This is a genomic window from Burkholderia sp. AU27893, assembly GCF_002223205.1.
In the GTDB taxonomy this organism is placed as follows: domain Bacteria; phylum Pseudomonadota; class Gammaproteobacteria; order Burkholderiales; family Burkholderiaceae; genus Burkholderia.
The window spans coordinates 956,649-979,985 of record NZ_NKFD01000005.1; the positions used below are offsets into that span (position 1 = coordinate 956,649).

At 66.5% G+C, this 23,337-nt stretch carries 22 protein-coding genes; 11 read left to right on the forward strand and 11 right to left on the reverse strand.

Annotated features, from left to right (window positions below):
• The first annotated feature begins 117 nt into the window (after nucleotides 1–117).
• Nucleotides 118–801, forward strand: a complete 684-nt coding sequence (locus CFB47_RS36485) for a type 1 glutamine amidotransferase domain-containing protein (RefSeq protein WP_089444565.1) — start codon at nucleotides 118–120, stop codon at nucleotides 799–801.
• A gap of 23 nt (nucleotides 802–824) precedes the next feature.
• Here the strand turns inward: CFB47_RS36485 and CFB47_RS36490 are convergent, their stop codons facing one another.
• The 4 genes from CFB47_RS36490 to CFB47_RS36505 all read right to left on the reverse strand — a co-directional run bounded on the left by CFB47_RS36490 (nucleotide 825) and on the right by CFB47_RS36505 (nucleotide 4,280).
• Nucleotides 825–1,310, reverse strand: coding sequence for a MerR family transcriptional regulator (locus tag CFB47_RS36490; RefSeq protein ID WP_179259050.1), 486 nt, complete (start codon nucleotides 1,308–1,310; stop codon nucleotides 825–827).
• Nucleotides 1,311–1,448: 138 nt separating this feature from the next.
• Nucleotides 1,449–2,693, reverse strand: a complete 1,245-nt coding sequence (locus tag CFB47_RS36495) for a trans-acting enoyl reductase family protein (RefSeq protein ID WP_089464153.1) — start codon at nucleotides 2,691–2,693, stop codon at nucleotides 1,449–1,451.
• Between the two features lie 43 nt (nucleotides 2,694–2,736).
• Nucleotides 2,737–3,654 (reverse strand): acetoacetate decarboxylase, encoded by a 918-nt coding sequence (locus CFB47_RS36500; RefSeq protein ID WP_089444461.1) that lies wholly within the window; start codon nucleotides 3,652–3,654, stop codon nucleotides 2,737–2,739.
• 176 nt (nucleotides 3,655–3,830) lie between these two features.
• Nucleotides 3,831–4,280 carry a MerR family transcriptional regulator gene (locus CFB47_RS36505; RefSeq protein WP_089459564.1) on the reverse strand — a complete coding sequence of 150 codons (450 nt, stop codon included), beginning with the start codon at nucleotides 4,278–4,280 and terminating at the stop codon, nucleotides 3,831–3,833.
• Nucleotides 4,281–4,448: 168 nt separating this feature from the next.
• Between CFB47_RS36505 and CFB47_RS36510 the strand changes: the two genes are divergently transcribed.
• Nucleotides 4,449–5,279, forward strand: coding sequence for an alpha/beta fold hydrolase (locus tag CFB47_RS36510; protein ID WP_089464154.1), 831 nt, complete (start codon nucleotides 4,449–4,451; stop codon nucleotides 5,277–5,279).
• 74 nt (nucleotides 5,280–5,353) lie between these two features.
• Here the strand turns inward: CFB47_RS36510 and CFB47_RS36515 are convergent, their stop codons facing one another.
• Nucleotides 5,354–6,016 (reverse strand): glutathione S-transferase family protein, encoded by a 663-nt coding sequence (locus CFB47_RS36515; protein ID WP_089464155.1) that lies wholly within the window; start codon nucleotides 6,014–6,016, stop codon nucleotides 5,354–5,356.
• 123 nt (nucleotides 6,017–6,139) lie between these two features.
• Between CFB47_RS36515 and CFB47_RS36520 the strand changes: the two genes are divergently transcribed.
• The 3 genes from CFB47_RS36520 (at nucleotide 6,140) to CFB47_RS36535 (ending at nucleotide 8,932) form a co-directional block, all read left to right on the forward strand.
• Nucleotides 6,140–7,120: a YafY family protein gene (locus tag CFB47_RS36520; RefSeq protein ID WP_089464156.1), complete on the forward strand. Its 981-nt coding sequence runs from the start codon at nucleotides 6,140–6,142 to the stop codon at nucleotides 7,118–7,120.
• Nucleotides 7,121–7,443: 323 nt separating this feature from the next.
• A complete protein-coding gene (locus CFB47_RS36525) occupies nucleotides 7,444–8,151 on the forward strand; it encodes an Imm50 family immunity protein (protein ID WP_089464157.1) in 708 nt (235 codons plus the stop codon).
• A 373-nt stretch (nucleotides 8,152–8,524) separates the two neighbouring features.
• Nucleotides 8,525–8,932, forward strand: coding sequence for a DUF3224 domain-containing protein (locus tag CFB47_RS36535; RefSeq protein WP_089464158.1), 408 nt, complete (start codon nucleotides 8,525–8,527; stop codon nucleotides 8,930–8,932).
• Between the two features lie 205 nt (nucleotides 8,933–9,137).
• Here CFB47_RS36535 and CFB47_RS36540 read toward each other — a convergent pair whose 3' ends face one another.
• A complete protein-coding gene (locus CFB47_RS36540) occupies nucleotides 9,138–10,376 on the reverse strand; it encodes an SfnB family sulfur acquisition oxidoreductase (RefSeq protein ID WP_089464326.1) in 1,239 nt (412 codons plus the stop codon).
• A 581-nt stretch (nucleotides 10,377–10,957) separates the two neighbouring features.
• Between CFB47_RS36540 and CFB47_RS36550 the strand changes: the two genes are divergently transcribed.
• The 3 genes from CFB47_RS36550 to CFB47_RS36560 all read left to right on the forward strand — a co-directional run bounded on the left by CFB47_RS36550 (nucleotide 10,958) and on the right by CFB47_RS36560 (nucleotide 14,344).
• Nucleotides 10,958–12,235, forward strand: a complete 1,278-nt coding sequence (locus tag CFB47_RS36550; protein WP_089464159.1) for an acyl-CoA dehydrogenase family protein — start codon at nucleotides 10,958–10,960, stop codon at nucleotides 12,233–12,235.
• On the forward strand, nucleotides 12,232–13,626 hold the full coding sequence (locus CFB47_RS36555) for an LLM class flavin-dependent oxidoreductase (RefSeq protein ID WP_089444469.1): 1,395 nt from the start codon (nucleotides 12,232–12,234) through the stop codon (nucleotides 13,624–13,626). The genes CFB47_RS36550 and CFB47_RS36555 overlap by 4 nt, the downstream gene beginning before the upstream one ends.
• Nucleotides 13,627–13,765: 139 nt before the next feature.
• Complete coding sequence (locus CFB47_RS36560) at nucleotides 13,766–14,344, forward strand: AAA family ATPase (RefSeq protein WP_256946840.1); 579 nt, start codon at nucleotides 13,766–13,768, stop codon at nucleotides 14,342–14,344.
• Between the two features lie 77 nt (nucleotides 14,345–14,421).
• Here CFB47_RS36560 and CFB47_RS36565 read toward each other — a convergent pair whose 3' ends face one another.
• Complete coding sequence (locus CFB47_RS36565) at nucleotides 14,422–15,852, reverse strand: MFS transporter (protein WP_089464160.1); 1,431 nt, start codon at nucleotides 15,850–15,852, stop codon at nucleotides 14,422–14,424.
• A gap of 347 nt (nucleotides 15,853–16,199) precedes the next feature.
• Here CFB47_RS36565 and CFB47_RS36570 point away from each other — a divergent pair, with 347 nt between their 5' ends.
• The 3 genes from CFB47_RS36570 to CFB47_RS36580 are packed head-to-tail and all read left to right on the forward strand — an operon-like array spanning nucleotide 16,200 to nucleotide 18,875.
• Complete coding sequence (locus tag CFB47_RS36570) at nucleotides 16,200–17,192, forward strand: aliphatic sulfonate ABC transporter substrate-binding protein (protein ID WP_089464161.1); 993 nt, start codon at nucleotides 16,200–16,202, stop codon at nucleotides 17,190–17,192.
• Between the two features lie 10 nt (nucleotides 17,193–17,202).
• Nucleotides 17,203–18,057, forward strand: a complete 855-nt coding sequence (locus CFB47_RS36575) for an ABC transporter permease (RefSeq protein ID WP_179259043.1) — start codon at nucleotides 17,203–17,205, stop codon at nucleotides 18,055–18,057.
• Complete coding sequence (locus CFB47_RS36580; RefSeq protein ID WP_089459573.1) at nucleotides 18,054–18,875, forward strand: ABC transporter ATP-binding protein; 822 nt, start codon at nucleotides 18,054–18,056, stop codon at nucleotides 18,873–18,875. The genes CFB47_RS36575 and CFB47_RS36580 overlap by 4 nt, the downstream gene beginning before the upstream one ends.
• Nucleotides 18,876–19,070: 195 nt before the next feature.
• Here CFB47_RS36580 and CFB47_RS36585 read toward each other — a convergent pair whose 3' ends face one another.
• From CFB47_RS36585 to CFB47_RS36605, 4 genes are all read right to left on the reverse strand, one after another.
• On the reverse strand, nucleotides 19,071–19,601 hold the full coding sequence (locus CFB47_RS36585; RefSeq protein WP_089459574.1) for an OsmC family protein: 531 nt from the start codon (nucleotides 19,599–19,601) through the stop codon (nucleotides 19,071–19,073).
• 477 nt (nucleotides 19,602–20,078) lie between these two features.
• The gene (locus CFB47_RS36590) at nucleotides 20,079–21,644 is read right to left on the reverse strand and encodes a methyl-accepting chemotaxis protein (protein ID WP_089464162.1); all 1,566 of its coding nucleotides are present in this window, start codon (nucleotides 21,642–21,644) and stop codon (nucleotides 20,079–20,081) included.
• Nucleotides 21,645–21,917: 273 nt separating this feature from the next.
• Complete coding sequence (locus CFB47_RS36595) at nucleotides 21,918–22,328, reverse strand: VOC family protein (protein WP_089464163.1); 411 nt, start codon at nucleotides 22,326–22,328, stop codon at nucleotides 21,918–21,920.
• 289 nt (nucleotides 22,329–22,617) lie between these two features.
• Nucleotides 22,618–23,319: a TetR/AcrR family transcriptional regulator gene (locus CFB47_RS36605; protein WP_089459577.1), complete on the reverse strand. Its 702-nt coding sequence runs from the start codon at nucleotides 23,317–23,319 to the stop codon at nucleotides 22,618–22,620.
• Between the last annotated feature and the right edge of the window lie 18 nt (nucleotides 23,320–23,337).

The window sequence follows — 23,337 nt, forward strand, 5'->3', positions numbered from 1 at the left end:
TAAAGGTTATGGTTTGCCTCGGCAGCGTATCGAGGCCATGGGTATGGGTACTGCCATCCGACAATCCGGCGGCGCGTCGACGACGTCCGCCCGTGGCCGATGAAAGGGAACCGCATCATGAGCAAGCGCATCCTTCACGTGGTCAGCAACGTCGCGCACTACGCCGATCCGTCGCAACCGACCGGCCTGTGGCTGTCCGAGCTGACCCATGCCCATCACATCTTCGCGGCGAAAGGCTATGAGCAGCGGCTCGTGAGCCCCAAGGGCGGCGTGTCGCCGCTCGAGCCACGCTCGCTCAAATGGCCGCACGCCGACGCCGCCACGAAAGCGTGGCGCGCCGACAAGGCCAATGAAGCGCTGCTGGCCACCACCGCGCGCCCCGACGAGATCGATCCGGCCGATTTCGATGCGATCTACTTCACCGGCGGCCATGCGGTGATGTGGGACTACCCGGACGATGCGGGGCTGCAGCGGCTCACGCGCGAGATCTACGAGCGCGGCGGTATCGTGTCGTCGGTCTGCCACGGCTACTGCGGACTGCTGAATACCAAGCTGTCGGACGGCTCGCTGCTGGTGGCCGGCCGCCGGATCACCGGCTATTCGTGGGTCGAGGAAATCCTGGCCGGCGTCGCGAAGAAAGTGCCCTACAACGTCGAGGAGCAGATGCAGCTGCGTGGCGCGCGCTACGAGAAGGCGCTGCTACCGTTCACGTCGAACGTCGTCGTCGACGGCCGGCTCGTGACCGGCCAGAATCCGCAATCGGCGAAAGCGACCGCGGAACAGGTCGTCGCGTTGCTGTGACGGGATGCGCCGGCGCGGTGCCGCTAGGTGCGGGGCGACCGGCGGCGCACAACCGCTTCATCGAGATCCGCGGCGGCATTCGCAGCCCCGCCACCCTCCACCGCATGCCCCGAGGGGATGCGCGAAAGTAACCGCTTCGCATGGGTTGCACAATCGACCGACTCCGGTTTCGCGGCGATGTCGGCGATCAGTGCCACGATCTGCGCCTTGCTTTGCGCGAGCCGCGCCTCCAGCGCCTCGATGTCCCGCACCTTGGCGCACAGCGCGTCCAGCAACGAAGCGCAGGGCCACCGCGCGAGGTCGGCCGGCATCAGCGTGCGAATCTCGTCGAGACTGAAATCCGCCTTCTGCGCGGCCGTGATCAGGTCGAGCACCGTCACCGCTTCCTGCGGATACGTGCGATAGCCGTTCGCTTCGCGCTCGACGAGCGTCAACAGACCGATGCGTTCGTAAAAGCGGATGCGCGAAGGGGTCAGGCCGGTGCGTTCCGCCAGTTCCCCGATCTTCATGTTCCGATACTCCTCGGCCGGATCGTGTCCGGCCATCTGTGCCATCTGTGTCGTCGTGACTGTCAGCTGCCTCCCGATGTTGATTCGCAATCCGATCTTTATCGGCTTCCTGTCGAATGGCGCGCGGACGATGCGCGCTCAAATCACTTCGAAACGCAGCCCCGCATGGCGCTCCAGGCGCTCGACGTAGCGCGCGTCGAACATCGTCGCGGGCGTCCAGAAGCCGCCGCCGCGGCCAGTCTTGACGCCGTCGCCGACGCAATCCTGCGCGAGACTGATCGCGGCCTGGCCGAGCATTTTTCCCGTTGAGCCGTAGCCGGGATCGCGGTCGCCGGTGACTTTCACGCGCAGGGTCTTCCCGTCGTCGGTGCGGCCGAAGAAGCGCAGATCGTAGCGGCCGGCCAGCTGCGCCGCGGCACTCGGCCCCTCGCCGGGTTTCGGCAGCAGGAAGCGCTCCATCAGGCTGCGCACCGGCTTGATGACGACACCCACCATGAACGCACCGAGACCGGCCACCATCGTCACCGCGGTCAGGCGGCCCTTCAGGCCCGTGCCCGTCATCACCGCTTCGTCATACGTGAAGCGGCTGCCGTACGCGTTGCCGGCAAGCGCATTGGAGCGATGCACGACGCGCTCGTTGATCGCCGCCATCACGAAGGGCGCGATCCATGCGTCGAAGTCGCGATCGAATGCGGCGGATCGCACCGCCTGCTGGCGCATCGTGAAGCCATGCCCGTTCGGGCACAGCGAATACGGATCGAGCAGTTCCCGGCGCAACGCCGGATCGGCCGCCGCTTCCCGGACGACGTTGATCACGCTCGCCACCGTGCCGCCCGACGCGCCGCCCTTCAGCGTTTTCACCCGCATCTTCACCTGCTCGGCCGGCACGCCCCACTGCTGTCGCGCCTGTTGCTGCAGGAAGAACACGCCCATGTCCGACGGCACCGAATCGAAGCCGCAGCAATGGACGATGCGCGCGCCGGATTGTCGGGCCGCCGGCTCGTACCTGTCGATCATCCGTTTAATCCATTGCGTCTCGCCGGTGAGGTCGCAGTAGTCGGTGCCGGTTTCCGCGCAGACCCTGACCAGCGGCTCCCCGTAAAGCGCGTAGGGGCCGACGGTGGACACGACCACCCGCGTCTGCGCGCAGAGCACGCGAAGCTGCGCTTCGTCGGCCGCGTCGGCGACGATGATCGGCACCGACTGCCCTGCCGCGCCCAGCGTATCCCTGACCTGCCTGAGCTTCGCTTCGGAGCGGCCGGCAATGGCCCAGCGCAGCGTTTCGCCTCTGCCTGACAGGTACTCGGCCAGGTAGCGGGCGAGGATCTGCCCGACGAAACTGGTGGCGCCGAATACGACGAGATCGTGGGTCGGACGGGTCATGGGCGATTCCTTCGGCGCGGGCGTGCCGTGAAGTGGCGTGGCGTCAGCGTGGTTTTCCGGGTTCATCGAAGGCCTTCAACGGGGTCGGCAGGTTCAGCACCAGTTGCGCGTCCTTCACCACGTCGAGACGCAGGATGGTCGACGCGCCCAGTCCGTCGAGCAACTGGCTCAGCGGGCCGCCGTGCCGCACGAGCTCGACGTTGCGCGGCAGCAGGCGCTGGGCGAACGATAGCGCATTCGTCTGCACCAACGTCTGGTGCCATTCGCCGTCGATGCGGTTGATCATCGTCGACGTGCCCATGTGCGACTGCGACGCGACGTTCGTCAGCGCGGGCATCGGCACGCTCAGGCTCAGGTCCGGCCGGCCGCCCGGGCCGGCAATGCGGGCGCTGGCGGTGGCGCCGAGGTTCACGTCGATATCGGCGAGCCACTTGGGCAGTTGATAGCCGTGCACGCCGCGCACCCGCGCGATTTCCGTGGTGACCGGCAGCGCGAGCACGTGCGCGAAGAAGCTCCGGCGCCGCATCGAATCGAGCAGCTCGAGCGCGTGCGACCCGGTCGCGCCGGGACGGCGGATCACCACCGCGACCGACACTTCGTCGTACGGATCGTTGTCGCACACCGAATACGAGAAGAAGGTCAGCGCGACCAGCCCGTACCCGGGGAGCGCGCGCAGCGGCTCGAGCGGCACCGGCAGCGTGGTCCGCAGGCGTTCGAGCGGTGCCAGGAACAGCAGTTGAATGCTGCTGGAACGGTAGTAGAAATTCGGCGCCCAGGTCGGGCCGACCCGCGACGCGACCTGACGCTTCGGAATCCGACGGAAAAAATCGATGTTCCCCGCCGCGGGATCGCGCGCCACCTCGTCGAGGTCAGGGTTCATCCGGAACCGGTCGTAGTACCCGCCTTCGGGCACGTCGACCTTGTGCGGACCGAATTCGACCTGTGTAAAACGCCTGTCCATGTTCGTTGCCTCTCGTCGATGATCGACCGTGGCAGGCAACACCCGATGCCCGCTGACTCACCGCCGTCAGCAAGCACTCTAAGATTTAAGTCAACTTTAAGGTCAAGGCTCCGAGTAGAGGGGCACGTCGGATTGCATCCGGGCGACCGGCAGGCGCTCAGCATGCCTGTGCCGGATCATTTGGCGGTCGTGCGACGACCCTTGCCGGGTGTCGACACCTCGCCCGGATTGCGCAACCGGTCCATCACCCAGCGCGTACGCTCCGAGCAGGTCAGTTCGGTCGGCCGGTTCTTGATGCTGTCGATCGCGACGCGCAGTTGCGCCTTGTTCTCCTCGAGGCGCTTCTGCATCGCGTCGATCTCGGCGACTTTCCGTTCGAGCGCCTCCACCAGCCCGTCATGCTGCCAGTTGCCCGCTTTCAACGGCAGCAGATGGCGGATCTGGTCCAGCGAGAACCCGGCGCTCTGCGCGCCGGCGATGATCTCGAGCATCCACACGGCGTCTTCGCCGTAGTCCCGATAACCATTCGCACCGCGCTCGACGGCCGTGAGCAACCCTTCAGCCTCGTAGAAACGGATCCGCGAGGCCGTCAGGCCACTGAGCTTCGCGAGCTCCCCGATTCGCATACCTGCCTCTCCAGCGTGTTGACATTAAACCTAACTTTAAACCTAGAGTAAGCGCATCGCCAAGGCAGGCGGGCCGCGGATGCCACCGCATGCGCAGCGCCGGCCCGGCGACGCTCGCGACCGGCAGGACCGTCACGGATCGATATCGCCCACCGAACAGGAGCAGACATGGGATACGTCACAACGCAGGATGGCGTCGACATCTTCTACAAGGACTGGGGGCCGCGCGACGCGCAGGTCATCTTCTTTCATCATGGCTGGCCGCTCAGCGCCGACGACTGGGATGCGCAAATGCTCTTCTTCCTGGCACAGGGCTATCGCGTGATCGCACACGACCGTCGCGGCCACGGGCGCTCCAGCCAGGTCTGGGACGGTCATGACATGGATCACTACGCGGACGACGTCGCCGCGGTCGTGAATCACCTCGGCGTGCAAGGCGCCGTTCATGTCGGCCATTCGACCGGCGGCGGCGAGGTGATCCACTACGTCGCCCGTCACGGCGAGGACCGCGTGGCCAAGGCCGTGCTGATCAGCGCCGTTCCTCCGCTGATGGTCAAGACGGACAGCAATCCGGGCGGCCTGCCGAAAGACGTGTTCGACAACCTCCAGGCGCAACTCGCGGCAAACCGCGCGCAGTTCTACTACGACGTGCCGGCCGGCCCGTTCTACGGCTACAACCGCGACGGCGCGAAGCCATCGCAAGGCGTCATCTGGAACTGGTGGCGGCAGGGCATGATGGGCAGCGCGAAAGCCCACTACGACGGCATCGTCGCGTTCTCGCAGACCGACTTCACCGAAGACCTGAAAAGCACCACGATCCCCGTGCTCGTGATGCATGGCGACGACGACCAGATCGTCCCGTATGCGGATTCCGGGCTCCTGTCGGCGAAGCTGGCGAGGAACAGCACGCTGAAGACGTATGCCGGCTTCCCGCATGGCATGCCCACGTCCAACGCCGAGACGATCAACGCCGATCTGCTCGCGTTCATCCGCGGCTGAACACCGACGGTGCCCGTGCGGCCTTCAGTTGCCCTTGCATCTGAAGGCCGCCTCCTGCCCGCGCTCGAACGCGGCTAGTCGAGCCCGCGAAGAAAGTCGGGAACGGCTTCACCGATCGACGCAAGATAGCCGGCCATCGCACCGGCGACCTTGCGCACGGCGGGGCGTGCCGTCAACCGTTCACGCCACGCGAGCAGGCGGGGCGTTTCGTCCGTCATCGGTGCGCCCTTGCGCGCGCCGAACAGCTGCGCCATGTAGAACGCGATGTCGGCATAGGAATACGTTCCGGCCAGAAACGCGCGATCCGCCAGCACGTGCTCCATGCGCCGATAGTATTCGGCCGCCGCGGCGCGCGCAGCCTGTGCCGCCGGATCGTCCGGTGTCTCCTCCAGCCCCATCAGCCTGACGACATGCGGAAAATAGATTTCGTCGCTGCAGTGCTCGAGCTGACGTGCGATCGCGCGCGCCGCCGGATGCGCCGGCCATAGCGCGGGATCGGGCTGCAGATCCTCGAGATACTCGAATATCTGCGTGGAATCGAAGAGTTCCAGATCGCCGTCGATCAGCACCGGCACTTGCCGCTTCGGGTTGATCCGCAGCACGTCCGGATGCTTGGGATCGTAGCCGCGACGCTGGCTGAACGGCACCATCACCAGTTCGAACTCGATGCCCTTCTCGTGCGCCGCGATTTCGACCTTCGCCCCAAACATGCTCAGTGGCCCGGAAATGATCTTCATCGTTTGATCCCTCGTGATGTCATGCTGCGTCACCCGCGTCGATGAAACGGATCGGGAATGCGCAAAAGCATAAGCCCGAAAACATGACACCTCATGTCAGGTATTTGAGGTAACGTGTCGCTCATGAAAGCGAGCCGCCTGTTGTCGATCATGATGATGCTGCAAGCGCGCGGCCGGATGACCGCACCGGCGCTCGCCGAAGCATTGGAAGTGTCCGAGCGCACGATCCTGCGCGACATCGACCAGCTCTCCACGGCCGGCGTGCCGATCTGGGGCGATCGCGGCCGCAACGGCGGCTTTCAGTTGAGCGACGGCTGGCGTACCGATCTCACCGGGCTCACCGAGCACGAAGCGCACGCGCTGATTCTGGCGGGCTTGCCCGGGCCGGCGCGAGAACTGGGCCTCGACGGCATGGCGACTTCCGCGCGTCTGAAGATGATCGCGAGCCTGCCGCCCGGCTCCCGCGAGCATGCCGATCGCGTTGCCAGCCGGCTGCACGTCGACACCGTCGACTGGTACCGCGCGCAGGAAACGCCGGCCTTCCTGCGTGAAGTGGCCGATGCCGTGTGGGGTTCATATCGTATCGACGTGAAATACCAGAGCTGGCGCGGCGTGTCCCGCCGCGCACTCGACCCGCTCGGCCTGGTACTCAAGGGCGGCGCGTGGTACCTGGTTGCCAAGGTGGCCGGCAAGCCCGGCGCACTCACGTTCCGGCTCGCGAATATCCTCGAACTCGATGCATCGCGCCGCCGCTTCAAGCGGCCCGCGCGATTCGACCTCGCGACGCACTGGCGCGACGCGATGAGCCGGTACGAAGCCGACCTCAATCGGCTGACCGCCCATATCGCCGTGTCGCCGCGCGGCGAAACCTGGCTGGCCAACGCGCGGATCAAGGCCGAGCCGGTCGCGCCGGAAGAAGGCAACACGGAGGTGCCGCCGGGATGGAAGGCGTTCCTGATGCCGATCGAATCGATCGAGCACGGCGCGCGGAAACTGCTGGGGTTCGGCGCACACGTGAAGATCCTCGGGCCGCAAGCGCTCAAGGATCAGTTCATCGACGAGTTGGCGCAGGTGCAGGCGCTTTATCAGGCAGGTGACGATTGAAGCATCGCGTTGCGCACCGACATGGTCGCGACGATTCGAAACCATGGAACCGTTGAGTCTTCGTCACGTTTGACGTCGCGCTTTTCAAGGTGGTATTGCCGGCCACGCCGGTCGATCATCACGCTTCCCCTCGACCCCGACCCTTTCCGCCTCCGTCCCTCGAGGGACGATTGACAGCCGCCGGCAGAGCGCCGACAGTTCCGGCATCGCCGCTCGATCGAGCAGGCCGGCAGGCCGGGGATCGGCCACCGCGAGCGCGCGTGCCGCGCCTGTCGCAAGCACGGCGCCCATGGACTGCTAGCCAACCATACCGAGAGAACAGCATGCCGCTTCAGTCGAACTACCCCAACACGCTCCACTACGTTCGGCAGAACGCGCGCCGGCTGACTTATGACATCGGCTACTACCTGAGCCCGCAGAGCGATGGCGCGATCACCGTCGGCTACGAGATCGTGCAGGCGGCACACCACGGCCGCATCGGCTGCGCGGCGACCACGCTCGATTTCCGGGGCTCGCTCGAAGAAGCGGAACGGTACCTGGTCAAGCAGCTCGAAGCGATGGTGGAGGACTTGCCCGAGTCGTGGGAATCGGATCAATACAGAAACCGCAAGGAGACGGACGAGAGCGCGGTCGGGCACGCGTGGTTGATACGCAGCATCTACGGCTACTGGCCGAAATTTCACGATGCCGGGGTGCTGGCCATCACGCTGCGTCGGGTCAACGTGAACGGTGGATGGCAAACGGATATGGAACTCACGATCCGTCATGCCGGGCAAGACCATCCGGCATGGAAGGGGCCGCAAACGCCTTGCCGGATTACGTTCCTGTTCGAGGACGTAGAGGGAACCGAGTTCGCGACGGAAAATGTCGCGCTCCCGTCGTGGATTTACGATCTGCGGTTTTCTCACTGCGACGATGGCCGCATCCAGATCGACCTGAATCCGTCGACCGGCTTCGGGATCCTGCTCTACTGTCGTACCGCGACCGTCATCCGCATCGAGCCGTGCGCATCAGACGACGTCGGGATCTGAAGGCCGCATCGGCACAGTCAGATTTCGTCGGAAAACGCGTCGAGAAAGCGTGGCAATCGATCACGGCGGATGATCGCCAGACGCGTACCGGTGACGGTCTGAAACCCGGTTGAAAGCCGCAGCAGTTTCGTGCGGAAGTGATCGATCGCGAATCGCGTGTCGCGTGTCGTCGAGCGCTCGTGCCGATGCGTGCGGATCGGCCGGGTCAACCAACGCGCTGCCCATCCGGCCCGCGACATCGCCGCAAGCGCCGCGCGGCATACGATCCGCAATCCAACCCGCCGTCGATTCCGGCCTGTCAGGCAAACCGTTACCTCCGGTGGAGCCCGCTTGACTTATAGTGCGGGTTGCCAATTCGACGAGGAGCGCTGCAATGACACTGCTGGCCAATGGTCCGTTTGAAGTGAAGCTGAATCCGGAATCCCTGAGCGCCGTCGCGGAACAGACCGGGCTCGGCCGCATGTCGCTGGACAAGCAGTATCACGGCGACCTGGAAGCCGTCAGCCACGGAGAGATGCTCGCGTTTCGAAGCAGCGTCCAGGGCTCCGCCGGCTATGTGGCGATGAAAACCGTGCAAGGTGCGCTGGGCGGCCGCCACGGCAGTTTCGTCCTGCAGCACAGCTCCACCATGACCCGCGGGCAGCCGCAGCAGTCGATCACCGTCGTGCCCGATTCCGGCACCGGAGAATTGCTGGGGCTCGCCGGCTCGATGATCATCTCCATCGACAACGGCCTGCATTCGTACCGCTTCGACTACACGTTGCCGGAATCGCCTCGGTAAGCCCGCTCATGCAGCCGATACGGCTGCTTCGTGGTGTCGCCGCGCCGGGGCAATGACGCCCTCCATGCAGCATTCATCTGCCCGATACCCGGCAATCGAGTTTCGACGCAAGCATTGCCGGTTTCGATCGTGAACACGCGGATGCGTTCGACCGCGGTGACGCACTCACCCGTCACCGGGCCATGTCACCACGATCGTCACGCGTTCAATTCCACGCATGGCGCGCCGGCCGCACACCGTTCAGGTAGTAGTTGCCGACGAGGTGATATTTCCAGCGCACCGGATCGTGCAGCGTATGCGTGCGTGCATTGCGCCAGTGCCGGTCGAGGTTGTGCTCGGCCAGCGTCGACTGCGTGCCGGCCAGCTCGAACAGCTTCTCGCCCGCGAGCAGCGCGATCTCCGTCGTCAGCACCTTCGCCTCGCCCGCCGCCACCGATGCACGCGCGACATCGTCCTCGGTCACGTCGCCGCGCGCCGCGATTTCGTCGAGCGTACGCGCCGCGCGCTCGAGCAGCGCCTCCGCCGCATGCAGCTGGATGTGCAGATGGCCGACCTCGCGAATCGTCAGCGGATCGTCGGCCGCCCGCTCGACGCCGCTGTCGACCCACGGCCGCGTGCGCGAGCGCACGAACGCCAGCGTATCGTCGATCGCGGCCTTCGCGATGCCCGCGTCGATCGCGGCCTGGATGATCTGCGACAGCGGGCCGTTCAGCGTCGGCAGATCCGACACGCGCTGCGCCGGCAGTACATGCGACGCCGGCACGCGCACGTTGTCGAGCACGACGGTGCCGCTCGCGGTGGTCCGTTGCCCGAACCCCGACCAGTCATCGATCACGGTCAGCCCCGGCGCGGGCTGGCGAATGTACGCGAGCCACGCGTGGCCCGTGTCGTCGAGGCCGAGCACCGGCACGTAGTGCGCGAACAGCGCGCCGGTTGAATAGAACTTGGTGCCGTCGACGACGTAATCGTCGCCGTCCCGCCGCACGCGTGTCTTCAGGTCGAGGACGTGCTTCGTGCCCTTTTCGGAAAAGCCGTTGCCGAACCGCTTGCCGCTCAGCACTTCCGAGAACAGGTGACGCTTCTGCGCGTCGGTGCCGGTCAGCGCGATCACGTCGACCAGCCCGAAATGATTCTGCGGCAACTGCCCGAGCGACGGATCGGCCGCCGCGACGATCTTCACCACCTCCGTCAGCGTCACGTGCGACACGCCCGCGCCGCCGTATGCCTTCGGCACGGTGATGGCCCACAGTCCCGACTGCGAGAACCATTCGATCTCGTCACGCGGCAGCCGGCGCTCCCGGTCGCGCTCGGCCGCCCCTTCCGCAAGCCGCTTCGCAAGCGCATGCGCGGCCGCGATGGCCTGCGCGTCGTCGGCGATCACGTGCGCCGCTTGCGGTTGCGTTTCGACCGGCCGTTCCTGGATCGTGGCGCTCGTCTCTGACATCGGGCTCTCCTGCTGATTGACGGAAGCATTCAATCTAGCAGCGCCCCGCACGCCGGCAAACCGAGCGATTCGCACAACGATATTCCTTCGCATGACAAACGATACGGTGTGCGGGCTGCAACAAACCGCGCGTCAGCGACGATATCGACGCCCTGGCATCGACGCCACGCCGCCTCGCCCGCGTAATGCCCGCTGACGATAACGATGTATGAATCCGTTATTGGATCGTCCGAAGCCGGCTTCCTATACTAGGGCCTGTTCACGCTAATAACGGGCTTGCGAACGCACCTTGCCGGACGTAGTGCAAGGAGTGAGGAGCGCCGTTTGGCCGAGCCAAACAAGCGACGATCGACGCCGCAATACGGCCGGCAAGGCGCGTTCCCCTGTTCGGAAAAATTCATTCGTGGGGCTGGCCACCAGAAGGGCCGATCGCCGCGTCATGCTCCTCGCGAATACGTTGAGTATTCGCTTCGTCGCAATCCTCGCGCTCGGCCCTTCTGGTGGCCAGCGCAAGCCCGTTATTAGCGTGAACAGGCCCTAGCCTGCCGGCATCGACGGCCCTGCCTTTCAAGGATCACCGCATGACTTCGTCTCCCCCAGCAACCGAACTTTCCACCGGCACCGACTATGACGCGCTTGCCAGCCGCTTCAGGCCCATCTTCGAACGCATCGCGGCCGGCACCGCGGAACGCGAACGCCGCCGCGAGCTGCCGCACGAGGCGATCGGCTGGCTGAAGGCCGCCGGTTTCGGCGCCGTGCGGCTGCCGGTGCGCGATGGCGGCGCCGGCGCGTCCCTGCCGCAGCTGTTCCGGCTGCTGACCGAACTCGCGACTGCCGATTCCAATCTGCCGCAGGCATTGCGCGGGCACTTCGCATTCGTCGAGGACTGGCTGAACGCGCCGCCCGGCGCCGATCGCCAGATCTGGTTCGACCGCTTCGCGAGCGGCCAGCTCGTCGGCAATGCATGGACGGAAACCGGCGACGTGGCGCTCGGCCAGACCATCACGAAGGTATCCGAAAAGAATGGCCGGCTCGTGCTGAACGGCCGGAAGTTCTACAGCACCGGCAGCCTGTTCGCCGACTGGATCGACGTGTTCGCGCAACGCGCGGACGACGGCCGCGACGTGATCGTCGCCGTCTCGACCGCGCAGCCCGGCGTGATCCGCGAAGACGACTGGGACGGCTTCGGCCAGACGACGACCGGCAGCGGCACCACGCGCTTCGAAGACGCGGCGGTCGACGCACGGGACGTGATCGACTTCGCGCGACGCTTCAAGTACCAGACGGCGTTCTACCAGCTCTTCCACGTCGCGACGCTGGCCGGCATCGGCCACGCGATCGTGCGCGACGCGGGCGACCTGGTGCGCCGCCGCACCCGCGTGTACAGCCACGGCAACGCCCCGCGCGCGGCCGACGACGCGCAGCTGCAACAGGTGATCGGCGAGATCGCGTCGTGGGCCTATGCGGCCGACGCGCTCGCGCTGCGCGCCGCGCAGCCGCTGCAACGGGCCTACGAAGCGCACTTCGATGGCGACGAGGCGGCCGAGCACGATGCGAACGTCGCGGCCGAGATCGAATCCGCGCAAAGCCAGCTCGTCGTGTCGGACCTCGTGCTGCGCGCGGCGACGCGCCTGTTCGATGCGCTCGGCGCGTCGGCGACCCGCAGCACGACGGCGCTCGATCGTCACTGGCGCAACGCGCGCACCGTGTCGTCGCACAATCCGCTCGTCTATAAGGCGCGGATCGTCGGCGACTGGGTCATCAACGGGCGCACGCCGCCGTTCGTCTGGCAGATCGGCAACGGCCCGGGGGCGGGTACGGACGCGAGCACGCATGCAGAAACAGGAGCCGCCCAATGAGCAAGACCATCCGCTTCAATGCGTTCGAGATGAACTGTGTCGGCCACCAGTCGCCCGGGCTGTGGGCCCATCCGCGCGACCGGTCGTGGCAATACAAGGATCTCGACTACTGGACCGACCTCGCCCGCGTGCTCGAACGCGGGATTTTCGACGCGATCTTCATCGCGGACGTAATCGGCTACTACGACGTCTACAAGGGCAGCAATTACCACGCGCTGCACCAGGCCGCGCAAATCCCGGTCAACGATCCGCTGCAGCTCGCCGCGCCGATCGCGATGGCGACCGAACATCTCGGCATCGGCATCACCGCGTCGACGACGTTCGAGCACCCGTACACGTTCGCGCGCCGGCTGTCGACCGCCGACCATCACACGAAGGGCCGGCTCGCGTGGAATATCGTCACGTCCTACCTTGAAAGCGGCGCGAAGAACGTCGGCGACAACGGCCTGCGCACGCACGACGACCGCTATGCGGTCGCGGCCGAATACGTCGAGGTGCTGTACAAGCTGTTCGAAGGCAGCTGGGAAGACGGCGCCGTCGTGCGCGATCGCGACGGCCGCGTGTTCACGCATCCGGAGAAGGTGCACGAGATCGGCCACAAGGGCCGCTTCTTCGACGTGCCCGGCTACCACCTGTGCGAGCCGTCGCCGCAGCGCACGCCGGTGCTGTTCCAGGCCGGCGCGTCCGGCCCCGGCAAGGCGTTCGCCGCGCAGCACGCGGAATGCGTGTTCGTCGCCGCGCCGACCCGCCCGCAGCTCGCGCGCTACGTGGCCGACGTGCGCGCGCAGGCCACGGCCGCCGGGCGCGATGCGAGCAAGGTCCTGATCTACAACCTCGTCACCGTGATCGTCGACGAAACCGACGAGAAGGCGCAGGCCAAGTTCGACGAGTATCGCAAGTATGTGTCGTACGACGGCTCGCTGGTGTTCATGTCCGGCTGGACCGGCATCGACTTCGGCCAGTACGCGCCGAACGATCCCGTCCGACGCGTCGAAACGAACGCGATCGTGTCGGCGGTCGAGCACCTCGCGGGCGGTGACACCGCGTGGACGATCGAGGAACTGGCAGCCTGGGGCGGCATCGGCGGCCTGGGGCCGGTGTTCGTCGGGTCGGCGCAAACCGTCGCGGACATCCTGCAGGAATGGGTCGCCGCCACCGACGTGGACGGCTTCAACCTCGCGTATGCGGTGGCGCACGAAACCTTCGAGGACGTCGTGCGTTATCTCGTCCCCGAACTGCAGCGGCGCGGCGTGTATCCGACCGGCTATGCGCCGGGCACGCTGCGCGAGAAACTGTTCGGCGGGTCGGCGCGGCTGCCGGACGAACATCCGGCCGCGCAGTATCGCGACATCGAGCAGGTCAAGCGCGATGCGGAGCGGGTGGCTGCCTGAGGGTGACTTCAATGTGACGCCTCGTCGGCCAGCGTGCGGGCCGGCTTCACGACGCCCGGGTGCCCCGTGCACCACGACGCTCGCCCGACACGCCGCGCGTGCGAGCGCCCTCCTCCCTCCGGCGTGCATTTGAGGCCGGATGCAAAACGACGGCATTGACCGGGAAGTCGGCGTGGACCCACGCACGTCGACAAGAAAGGGCAAGCTCATGTTGATCACTTTCAGCGGCTTGCCCGGCACCGGGAAGAGTACGCTTGCGAGCCGACTTGCCGTTCGCCTGGGAGCGGTCTATCTTCGCGTCGACTCCATCGAGCAAGCGATTCGGACTTCGGGCGTTCTGGACGAGGGCGCTGAAATGGGCGGCGCCGGCTATGCGGTCTGCTACAGCGTGGCGGCCGATAATCTGGCGATCGGAACCACCGTCGTCGCAGATTCCGTCAACCCGCTCGAGGTGACGCGAAACGCATTCAGGAACATCGCGGCGCGCATCGGTGTTCCCGAGTTCGAAATCGAGATCGTATGTTCCGATCGGCAGCAGCATCGACAGCGTGTCGAAACACGGCAGTCCACCATTGCAGGGCTCGTGTTGCCCACCTGGCAGGAAGTCGTTGATCGCGATTACGCCGCGTGGGACCGACCGCACCTGCAGATCGATACAGCGTTCAAGTCCGTCGAGCAATGCGTCGATCAGATCCTTCGCGCGTTACCGGTGGCATGAACAGATGGCGTGGCGTCGCGATCCACGTGTTCCGATACCGGAACACGGGATACCGGTGGTTGCGCGCCCGGTTGCGTTCAGGCAATGCCCTCCTCGTCATCGATATCCCGCGCCGTCGGCTCGTAACGCACGATCAACAGGAACACGATCGGCGTGGCGGCGCTGATCGCGACCACCCAGAACATGTCCGTGCCGAGCCGCGCCTGCAGGATCGGCAGCACGAACAGCGCGAGCGCCTGGCCGATGCCGCACAGCGAACGCCCGAAACCGACGCCGGTGCCGCGGATCGCCGCCGGATACGACAGCGTCGGATAGATCATCATCTGCGCGCCGGGCCCGAACCCTTCGGCGAACAGCCAGGTGCCGAGCATCAGCAGCACGAAGCCGATCGCGACTGCGCCATGCGGATGCCCTGCCAGCGCGAGCGCCACGAGCGCGACGAACTGGAGCGCGAAGCCCGCGATCGCGACATGGCGCGACGCATGGCGATGGGCGAGACGCATGCCCAGCAAGCCGCCGGTGAACGCAAACAGCACATTCAGCGCCAGCGACGCCGCGATCGTTTCGAACACGCCCGCGCCGAGAAACTGCGACAGGATCGACGGCAGGAAGAACGCGATCGCCGTGTATTCGAACGGGATGCACAGGTTCATCACGCTGGCGACGATCGTGCGCCCCAGGTACGGGCGCTGGAACAGCACGCGAATGCGCACGGGCGGCTGGCTCGGTGCGCGCCGGGCATCTTCCGCTTCGTGCGCATGAATCCCGTACGACTCGCGCAGAATCCGCGCGGCGTTGACCAGGTCGCCCTGGTTCGCGGCCCACAGCGGCGATTCGTTCATGAACCGGTTCCTGAACAGAATGATGATCAGGGCGGGCACCGCGCCGAAGATCAGCGACGCGCGCCACAGCCACCCCGCATGCTCGGCGGGCAACAGGAAATACAGCCCGAAGATCAGCAGGAAGCAGACCGACGACGCCACGTACCACATCGGGCACCACGCCGCGAGCCGCGACGCCTTGTTGCCGCGCCCATTGAACTTCGAGAATTCCGCGAGAAACGCCATCGCGACGGGCAGGTCGATGCCGACACCGAGCCCCATCACGAAGCGCGCGCCGATCAGCACCCAGACGTTCGGCGCCAGCCCGGCCGCGATTGCCGCGACCACGAAAAACAGCATGTCGGCCATGAACACCTGATAGCGGCCGATCTTGTCGGTCAGCCATCCGCCGATCAGGCTGCCGAAGATCGTGCCGATCATGATCGCCGACCCGACCAGCCCGGTCAGCGCCGGCGTCAGGCCGAACTCGCGCGCCACGTCGTCGATCCCGTAGGACAACGTCGTCAGGTCGTACGCATCGAGAAACACGCCGCCCAGCGCCAGCAGCACGATCATCCGGGCATGGCTGACCGAGCTGTCCACCGTGTTGATCAGCCGCGCGACGTCGCTTGCCGAGCGAATGGGCGAGGATACCGGTGTCACGGCGTTCAGATCGATCGAACTCATCGCATTCCTTAGTTTTTCGCCGCATGACCGGCGAGGTCCGCATGGAGCCGGAAGTCGGGCGTATTCAATCGCGGCCCGCAGAGAACCCAGGCAGCCGAGCGCTTCCCACCACGCGACGCCATCACGTTCCGGCAGCACGCATTCTGTTCTCCCGATTCCGTTATCCCAAGCGATATAAATCGATAAATTAATCGGCCCGCGTCATAAAGTTGCTCGCCGTCCACGCTTAGCAGCAGCGTGCATGTTCAATCGCGGATTTCTTCGTTCACGGAGCGCCGATGCTTCGCTACATTGACCGGTCACCCTGCCTGTTCGCGGCACCTTGCCGCCCTTCCGGAGAATCCCCGATGAAGCTGTCCTGGTCCCGCGCGTGGCAATCCGCGGCCCTCGTCGTTGCCGCGTTCGCCAGCCTCGTTTCGGTGCATGCACGCGCCGCGACGCCCGCGGAGATCCGCGTCGACTATGCGTACTACTCGCCGGAGAGCCTGGTGATCCGCCACTTCGGCTGGCTCGAGGACGAATTCAAGGCCGACCGCACGTCGATTCGCTGGGTGCTGAGCCTCGGCAGCAATCGTGCGCTCGAATACCTGAACAGCGGTGCGGTCGATTTCGGGTCCGCCGCGGGCCTCGCGTCGGTGCTCGCGCGCGCGAACGGCAACCCGATCCATACGGTCTACGTGTTCTCCCGCCCCGAGTGGACCGCGCTGGTGGTCCGCAAGGATTCGCCGATCCGCTCGCTCGCGGACCTGAAGGGCAAGAAGATCGCCGCGACGCGCGGCACCGATCCGTTCCTGTTCACGCTACGCGCGCTGCACACGGTCGGCCTGACCCGCGACGACGTCGAAATCGTCAACCTGCAGCATCCGGACGGGCGCACCGCGCTCGCGAACGGCCAGGTCGATGCGTGGGCCGGCCTCGATCCGCACATGGCCGCGGCGCAGCTCGACGACGGCGCGCGCCTGCTCTATCGCAATGTCGCGTTCAACACCTATGGGTTCCTGAACGTCCGCGACGCGTTCGCCAGCCAGTACCCGCAGGCGGTCACGCGCGTGCTGAAGGTCTACGATCGCGCGCGCCAGTGGATCTTCGCGCATCCGGCCGACACCGCGCAGATCGTCGCCGACGAATCGAAGGTGTCGCTGCCGGTGGCGAAGCTGCAGCTGCAGCGCAACGACTTCAGCGATCCCGTTCCGGGCGACACCCAGCGCGCGGCGCTGAAGGCGGCCGCCCCCGTGTTGACGGCCGAACAGCTGACCAAGCCCGGCGTCGATCCCGCGAAGATCGTCGATACGCTGATCGATCCGTCGTTTGCGCGCCCGCTCGTCGACGCATCGCGCTGAGCTGCCGCCCATGACCGACACCGCCGCCCGCGACGACACGCTCGCGCCCCGCCGCCCCGCTTCGCCAACCGCCGGCCGGCGCGATCCGCTTCGCCGGTGGCGGATCGCGGGCCTCGCGCTGCCGTTCGCGGCGCTCGCGTTGCTGGAGGTCGTCGTGCGGCAGGGCTGGCTGCCGAATCATCTTGTCCCCGCACCGAGCGAGATTCTCGACACGCTCGCCCGCCTCGGCGTCACACGCGTGGCGCGCCATGTCGGCGCGAGTACGCTGCGGGTCGCGGCGGGATTTGCGGCGGGCGCGGGACTCGCGCTCGTCGTCGGCGCGGCGATGGGCCTGAGCCGCCGGATCGACGCGCTGTTCGAACCGACGTTCCAGGCGCTGCGCGCGATTCCGTCGCTCGCGTGGGTGCCGGTGTTGCTGCTGTGGCTCGGCATCGACGAAGCACCGAAGATCACGCTGATCGCCATCGGCGCGTTCTTCCCGGTCCACCTCGCGGTGGTCGCCGGCATTCGCGACGTCGACCGCAAGCTCGTCGAACTCGGCGCGGTGTACCGGCTCGGCCCGTTCGCGCTGTTCCGCCGCATCCTGCTGCCGGCCGCGCTGCCGCAGATCGTCACCGGCTTGCGCACCGGCCTCAGTCTCGCGTGGATGTTCATGGTCGCCGCGGAGTTGATCGCGGCCACGCGCGGGCTCGGCTTCCTGTTGAGCGACGGCCGCGAAACGGGGCGCCCGGATCTCGTGTTCGGGGCGATCCTGTTGCTGGCGCTGCTCGGCAAGCTGACCGACGGCGCGATGGCGCGCATCGAGTCGCGCTGGCTCGGCTGGCGCGACGCATTCGACACCACGCCACGTACGGGGTCGCTATGAGCACCCGTTCTTCCGTACCCACGGCGGCGCGCTCCGCGACTCCGCTGCTCGACGTGCGCATCACCCGCAAGCTTTACGGCGATCGCACGATCCTCGCCGACGTCCCGCTGCAGGTCGCGCGCGGCGAAATCGTCTGCGTGGTCGGTCCGAGCGGTTGCGGCAAGAGCACGCTGCTGCGAATCGTCGCCGGCCTCGACACCGATTACCGCGGCAGTGTGAAGCTGGGCGGCGTCGCACTCGACGGCCCGTCCCCGCGCGCCGGCGTGATCTTCCAGGAGCCGCGGCTGCTGCCGTGGCTGTCAATCGCGGACAACGTCGGCTTTGCGGCCGGCCCGCGCGGCGGGCGCGAGCCGGCCGTCGCACGGCTGCTCGACGAAGTCGGCCTGGCCGGGGTCGCCCGGCAACTGCCGGCCACGTTGTCGGGCGGGATGGCGCAGCGCGCGGCGATCGCGCGCGGGCTGTTCGGCGAGCCCGACCTGCTGCTGCTCGACGAACCGTTCAGCGCGGTCGATGCGATCACCCGGATGCGGCTGCAGACGCTGCTGCTCGATGTCGTCGCGCGGCACCGGACGGCCGCGATCGTCGTCACGCACGATCTGGATGAAGCGCTGTATCTCGGCGATCGCGTGCTGATGCTCGCGCCCAATCCGGGCCGCATCGACGACGAGATCCACGTCGGGGTCGCCCGGCCGCGCGATCGGCGCGACCCGACGCTGGCCGTGCTGCGCGCGCGGCTGCTGGACGCGTTCCAACAGCTTCAGGATCGTGCCGACGAGACGACGCGCCGAACGCGCGACCTTCAGTCCTCCGAAGCCTGACTTCGCGACGGCCGATTCACGACCGGCGTCGCCCGGCCCCGATTCGGCACGCGCTCTGCACCGGAACGACGCATCCGTCATCGAATACCGGTGCGGCAGGATCGCAGTCGTATAGGAGCGCCGCCAGGGTGCGCGAGGTATCGCGCGCCTGCTCACCTCTCAGCGAGGTGACATGATGCAATCCACCGGCGCACTTCAACCTTGCGTATGCCTCACCTCGCCGTCGATCGTCTGCGGCAGTCTCAGCAGGTTGAAGATCGGGCAGATGGCCTCGACCGCCTGATGCAACGCACGAATCGTCTCCGGCGGTTCGGGCGACACGATATCGAGCGTATAGCGGATGTTGTGCGGAAACACCGGCACATGCTCGAACCCCGGCTGCTGCGCGAGCGGATGCTGGTCGCCGGTCACCTCGACCTCGATCGAGTCGATTTTCAGGCCGCGCTCCGCGGCCTGGATCAGCGTGATGTGCGTCAGGCAACTGCCGAGCACGCCGAGCTGCAGCTCCGGCGACGCCGGCCCGAGGTTGTAGCCCGCGAAGTCGGGCGGGCTGTCGCTGATCACCTGGAAGTCGCGAATGCGGATCTCCCGCACGCCACTGCGGCCCAACGCGCGCACGGTCGCTTTCAGCGGGGTCGCCTTGAGTTCGGGATTGTTGCGGGCAGCTTCTTTTTTCGCGAGCCACGCGTCGCGCTTTTGTTCGAGATAGTCGTTCAGTGTCGTCATGTCGGGCCGATACGGTCGCAATGACCGGCCGCGCATACCGCGGCCAATCGAGAGGGAGCTTCATGCTATTCCCTTCCCCGATTGCCACGAAACGATCAATCCAGCAAAGCAATTCGCAGGAAGTGATGTCGCATTGCGGCACACGCGCTCGGCAATTTTCGGCTGTCGTTCATCCCCTCGAGTTATCCACAATTTCCGTGCATAACCCTGTGGAGAACGTTGGTGAAATTCCCCGTCCGCCTTGACCGGCAAGGATTGCGGCGACGCGGTGCTGCCTCGTGGGCCCTGAACGCAGACCCCATCGCATCGCGTTCGGCAATCGTCTCCGATCGTCATGCTTCACCGTGCCGGTGCATGGATCGCGTCGACTTCTGCAGTCAAGACGTCCGCACCGGAAATGTGCCGCGTCGACGCCGATGCACCGCGTCGACCATCCGTCCGACCCGACGATCCAGCACCGCCACCGGCATCGGCGCATCAGGCGAGGGCTTCGTCACGCAGACGGAACTGCGCAACCGCCGCACTCAGCCGCGAGCCCTGTTCGTCGAGCGACAGCGCGGCGGCCGCGGCCTCCTCGACCAGCGCGGCATTGCGCTGCATCGTCTGCTCCATCTGGATGACCGCGGCGTTCACCTGCTCGATGCCCGACGCTTGCTCCTCGAACGCCTGGCCGGTTTCGCTCATGATCATGTTGACGCGCTCGACCGCCGCGACGAGCTCGGCCATCGCCGAACCGGCCAGCGCGACGAGGCCGCTGCCGTCTTCGACGCGCTGCGCGGAATGGCCGATCAATTCGCGGATCTCCTTCGCCGCCGACGCGCAGCGCTGCGCGAGCCCGCGAACTTCCGTCGCGACGACCGCGAAGCCGCGCCCCTGCTCGCCGGCGCGCGCGGCTTCGACGGCAGCATTCAATGCAAGGATGTTGGTCTGGAATGCGATGCTTTCGATCACGCCGACGATCCCGGAGATCCGCGTGGAGCTGAGCGAAATCGCCGACATCGTCTCGACCACGCGCTGCATCGCCTCGCCGCCGCGCGACGCGATGCCGGCCGCGCCTTCGACATAGGTACGCGCATCGCGCGCGTTGTCCGCGTTCTGGCGCACGGCTGCCGTCAGCTGCTCGACGCTCGCCGCCGCCTGTTGCAGCGAGACGGCCTGCTGCTCGGTGCGCGCCGACAGGTCGACGTTGCCGCTCGCGATCGTGCGGACGTCGCCGACGATCGTCTCGGTGCTCGCGCGCACCTGGTTCACGGTGACGACGAGGCCGTCCTGCATCCGCTTCAGCGCATGCAGCAGATAGGCCATCTCGTTCTCGCCGGGCACGACGACCGTTCCGGTCAGGTCGCCTGTCGAGATCTTCTCGAACTGGCCGACCGCGAGCTTGATCGGCTCGATGATCGCCTTCGCGAGCACGCGCTGCGCAAGGACGCCGACGACGAGTGCGAAGGCCGCGACCGCCGCCATCCCCCACACGATCCGGTGGAACTGCACGCCGGCCGCGTCATAGCGCGCTTTTTCACGTGCGACCTGGAACGCTTCGAGCGCATCGATCGCCTCCTGGTAGGCGGCGAACAGCTCGGGCGGCGCGGTACGCTGCGTGTCGAGGAAACCGAAGCCGTCGTCGCCGTCGAGCTGCGAGAGCGCCTTCAGGAACACGCCGTCGAGCAACGCCCGACGGCGATTCTGCAGCGTGTCGAACAGCGCCTGCTCGTCGGCGTTGCGCGCGTGCAGGCCCGCATAGGCATCCAGTTCGTCGTTGCTCTGCTTGAGGAGCGTGCGGAGTTTCGCGATCTCGTCCTTGGCTGAGTGGCCGGCGCTGATGATCTGCGCGACGTCGCTCATGCGTTCGCGCAGCACGAGCATGCGCTCGGAGCTGGTCTTCAGGTGCAGCAGCGACGCGGTGTCGTCGCGGTACATCGCCTCGAGCGAACCGTTGCCCATATAGAGGGCCGCGATGCTCGCGCCGACCACCAGCACGAGCAGCACGGTATAGCCGGCGATGGTCGCGACGAGGCCACCACGGATAGTGAGTTGTTTTCGCATGACGTTCCCTTGCGCGGGCCGGGCGCGGCCAGCGGCGGATGTGGATTCCGGATCACGAAAGACGCGCGCCGTGTCGCAACACGGGGCGCATGGGCTGCGAACGGGTTAACGGCGGGGGGAACAGGGAGGTTTTACCGATACGCGACGTGGATCTGGACGATTGCGACAGGGGCGGGGGCGAAGCGGTACGTGATGGGGGTGCGAAGCCGTGCCGGCGATCACCTGGGCGGGAAGAAAGGCATCCTGATCACTTCGACGTACCCCAACGGGCATCTAGCCGCCGTTCGTCAGCCTCGACCGAATCTCGTCAACCGACAGGTCGCGCAGATGCGTCGCGATCTGCCATCGATTCCCCCACGGATCCTTCACCATCGCCCGCCGGTCGCCGTACGGCATGTCGGCGGGGATTTCGAGCATGGTCGCACCCGCTGCGAGCGCCCGCCGATAGGTCAGGTCGGCATCCTCGACATACACGTACAGGAATGCCGGGATCGGCTCACGCAGGCCATCTTCCCCGCTGATCATCACGACGGAATCACCGATCCTGATTTCCGCGGGCAACCCCGGGCGGTACTCGCCCTGTGCGTGAAATACCGTCCGGATGAACTCGATCAGGTTTTGCGGATCCGGCACGACGATGCGGGGCGTGACGGTGTGCCATCCATCGGGCTGGAACCTGGCCATGTCGGGCAGCCTCCGAAGAGATTTCCGGCGGGTATTGTGCGCCGGGCGCCTTCTGTCGGTAAAGGGGCGACGAGACGCTGCGCGGGAACCCGCTGCCGCTTCAATCGACGATGAACAGCCTGGCGCCGGCTCGTTTGCGACGCACGGCGCTCCCGACCGGGCAGCTGTCATTGCGGACCGTGATCGCATTACCGTCGGCAACCGCTTCGGTATGCGCACCCAGTGCCTCGACAACGGCCATCGCGCTGGCCCGGTTCGCGGCGCAGTCGTCCGACGCCGGCAGCACGCATCACCCGGCCCCGTCGCGCCCCTTCGGAAACACGCCACGGCTCATCGCATCGAGCTGCCGCCCGATCTCCGCGCGCAATTCGGCGGAGATCTCGAGGCTGTCGAGCAGTTTCGAAATCCACAGCCCGTCGGCGGCGAGCCGGCAGATCATCAGCGTCGCGGCCTGCTCGAGCGGCACGGGGTCGGGCCGCGTCCATTCCCGCATCGGCACCGACCAGCGCGCGCGCGTGTCCTGGTCGGTAATCATCGACGCGACCAGCACGCGCAGCACGTCGGTACTCGCGACCGCATGCGACTCGTCGAGCACCGCGTGCATGTAGGCCCGCGCCACCGCGCCGGCGCCCTCGGCATCCGCTGCCACCCGCGCGGCCATCTGCGCGGCGAACCGCTCGGTCGCCTGGCCGAACAGCGCATCCAGCAGCCCCTGCTTGTTCGCGAAGTGATACTGCAGCGCGCCTTTCGTCACGCCGGCCCGCTCGGCCACTGCATCGAGCGTCAACGCGGCCACGCCGTGATGTGTCGCGATTTCCGATGCAGCCGCCAGCAACTGCGCACGCACCTGATCCGGCGCTTTTTTCCGGCGCACGCCGGCGGTGGGGACGGCCGGCGCCGCTGCGGCTTCAGGCGCCCGCGCACCGGCCGTTCCAGCCGGTTCGACGGGCACGGACGCATCGTGCGGCGCGGGTTCGAGGTGTTTTTTCATGGTGCGGATGGTAGCACC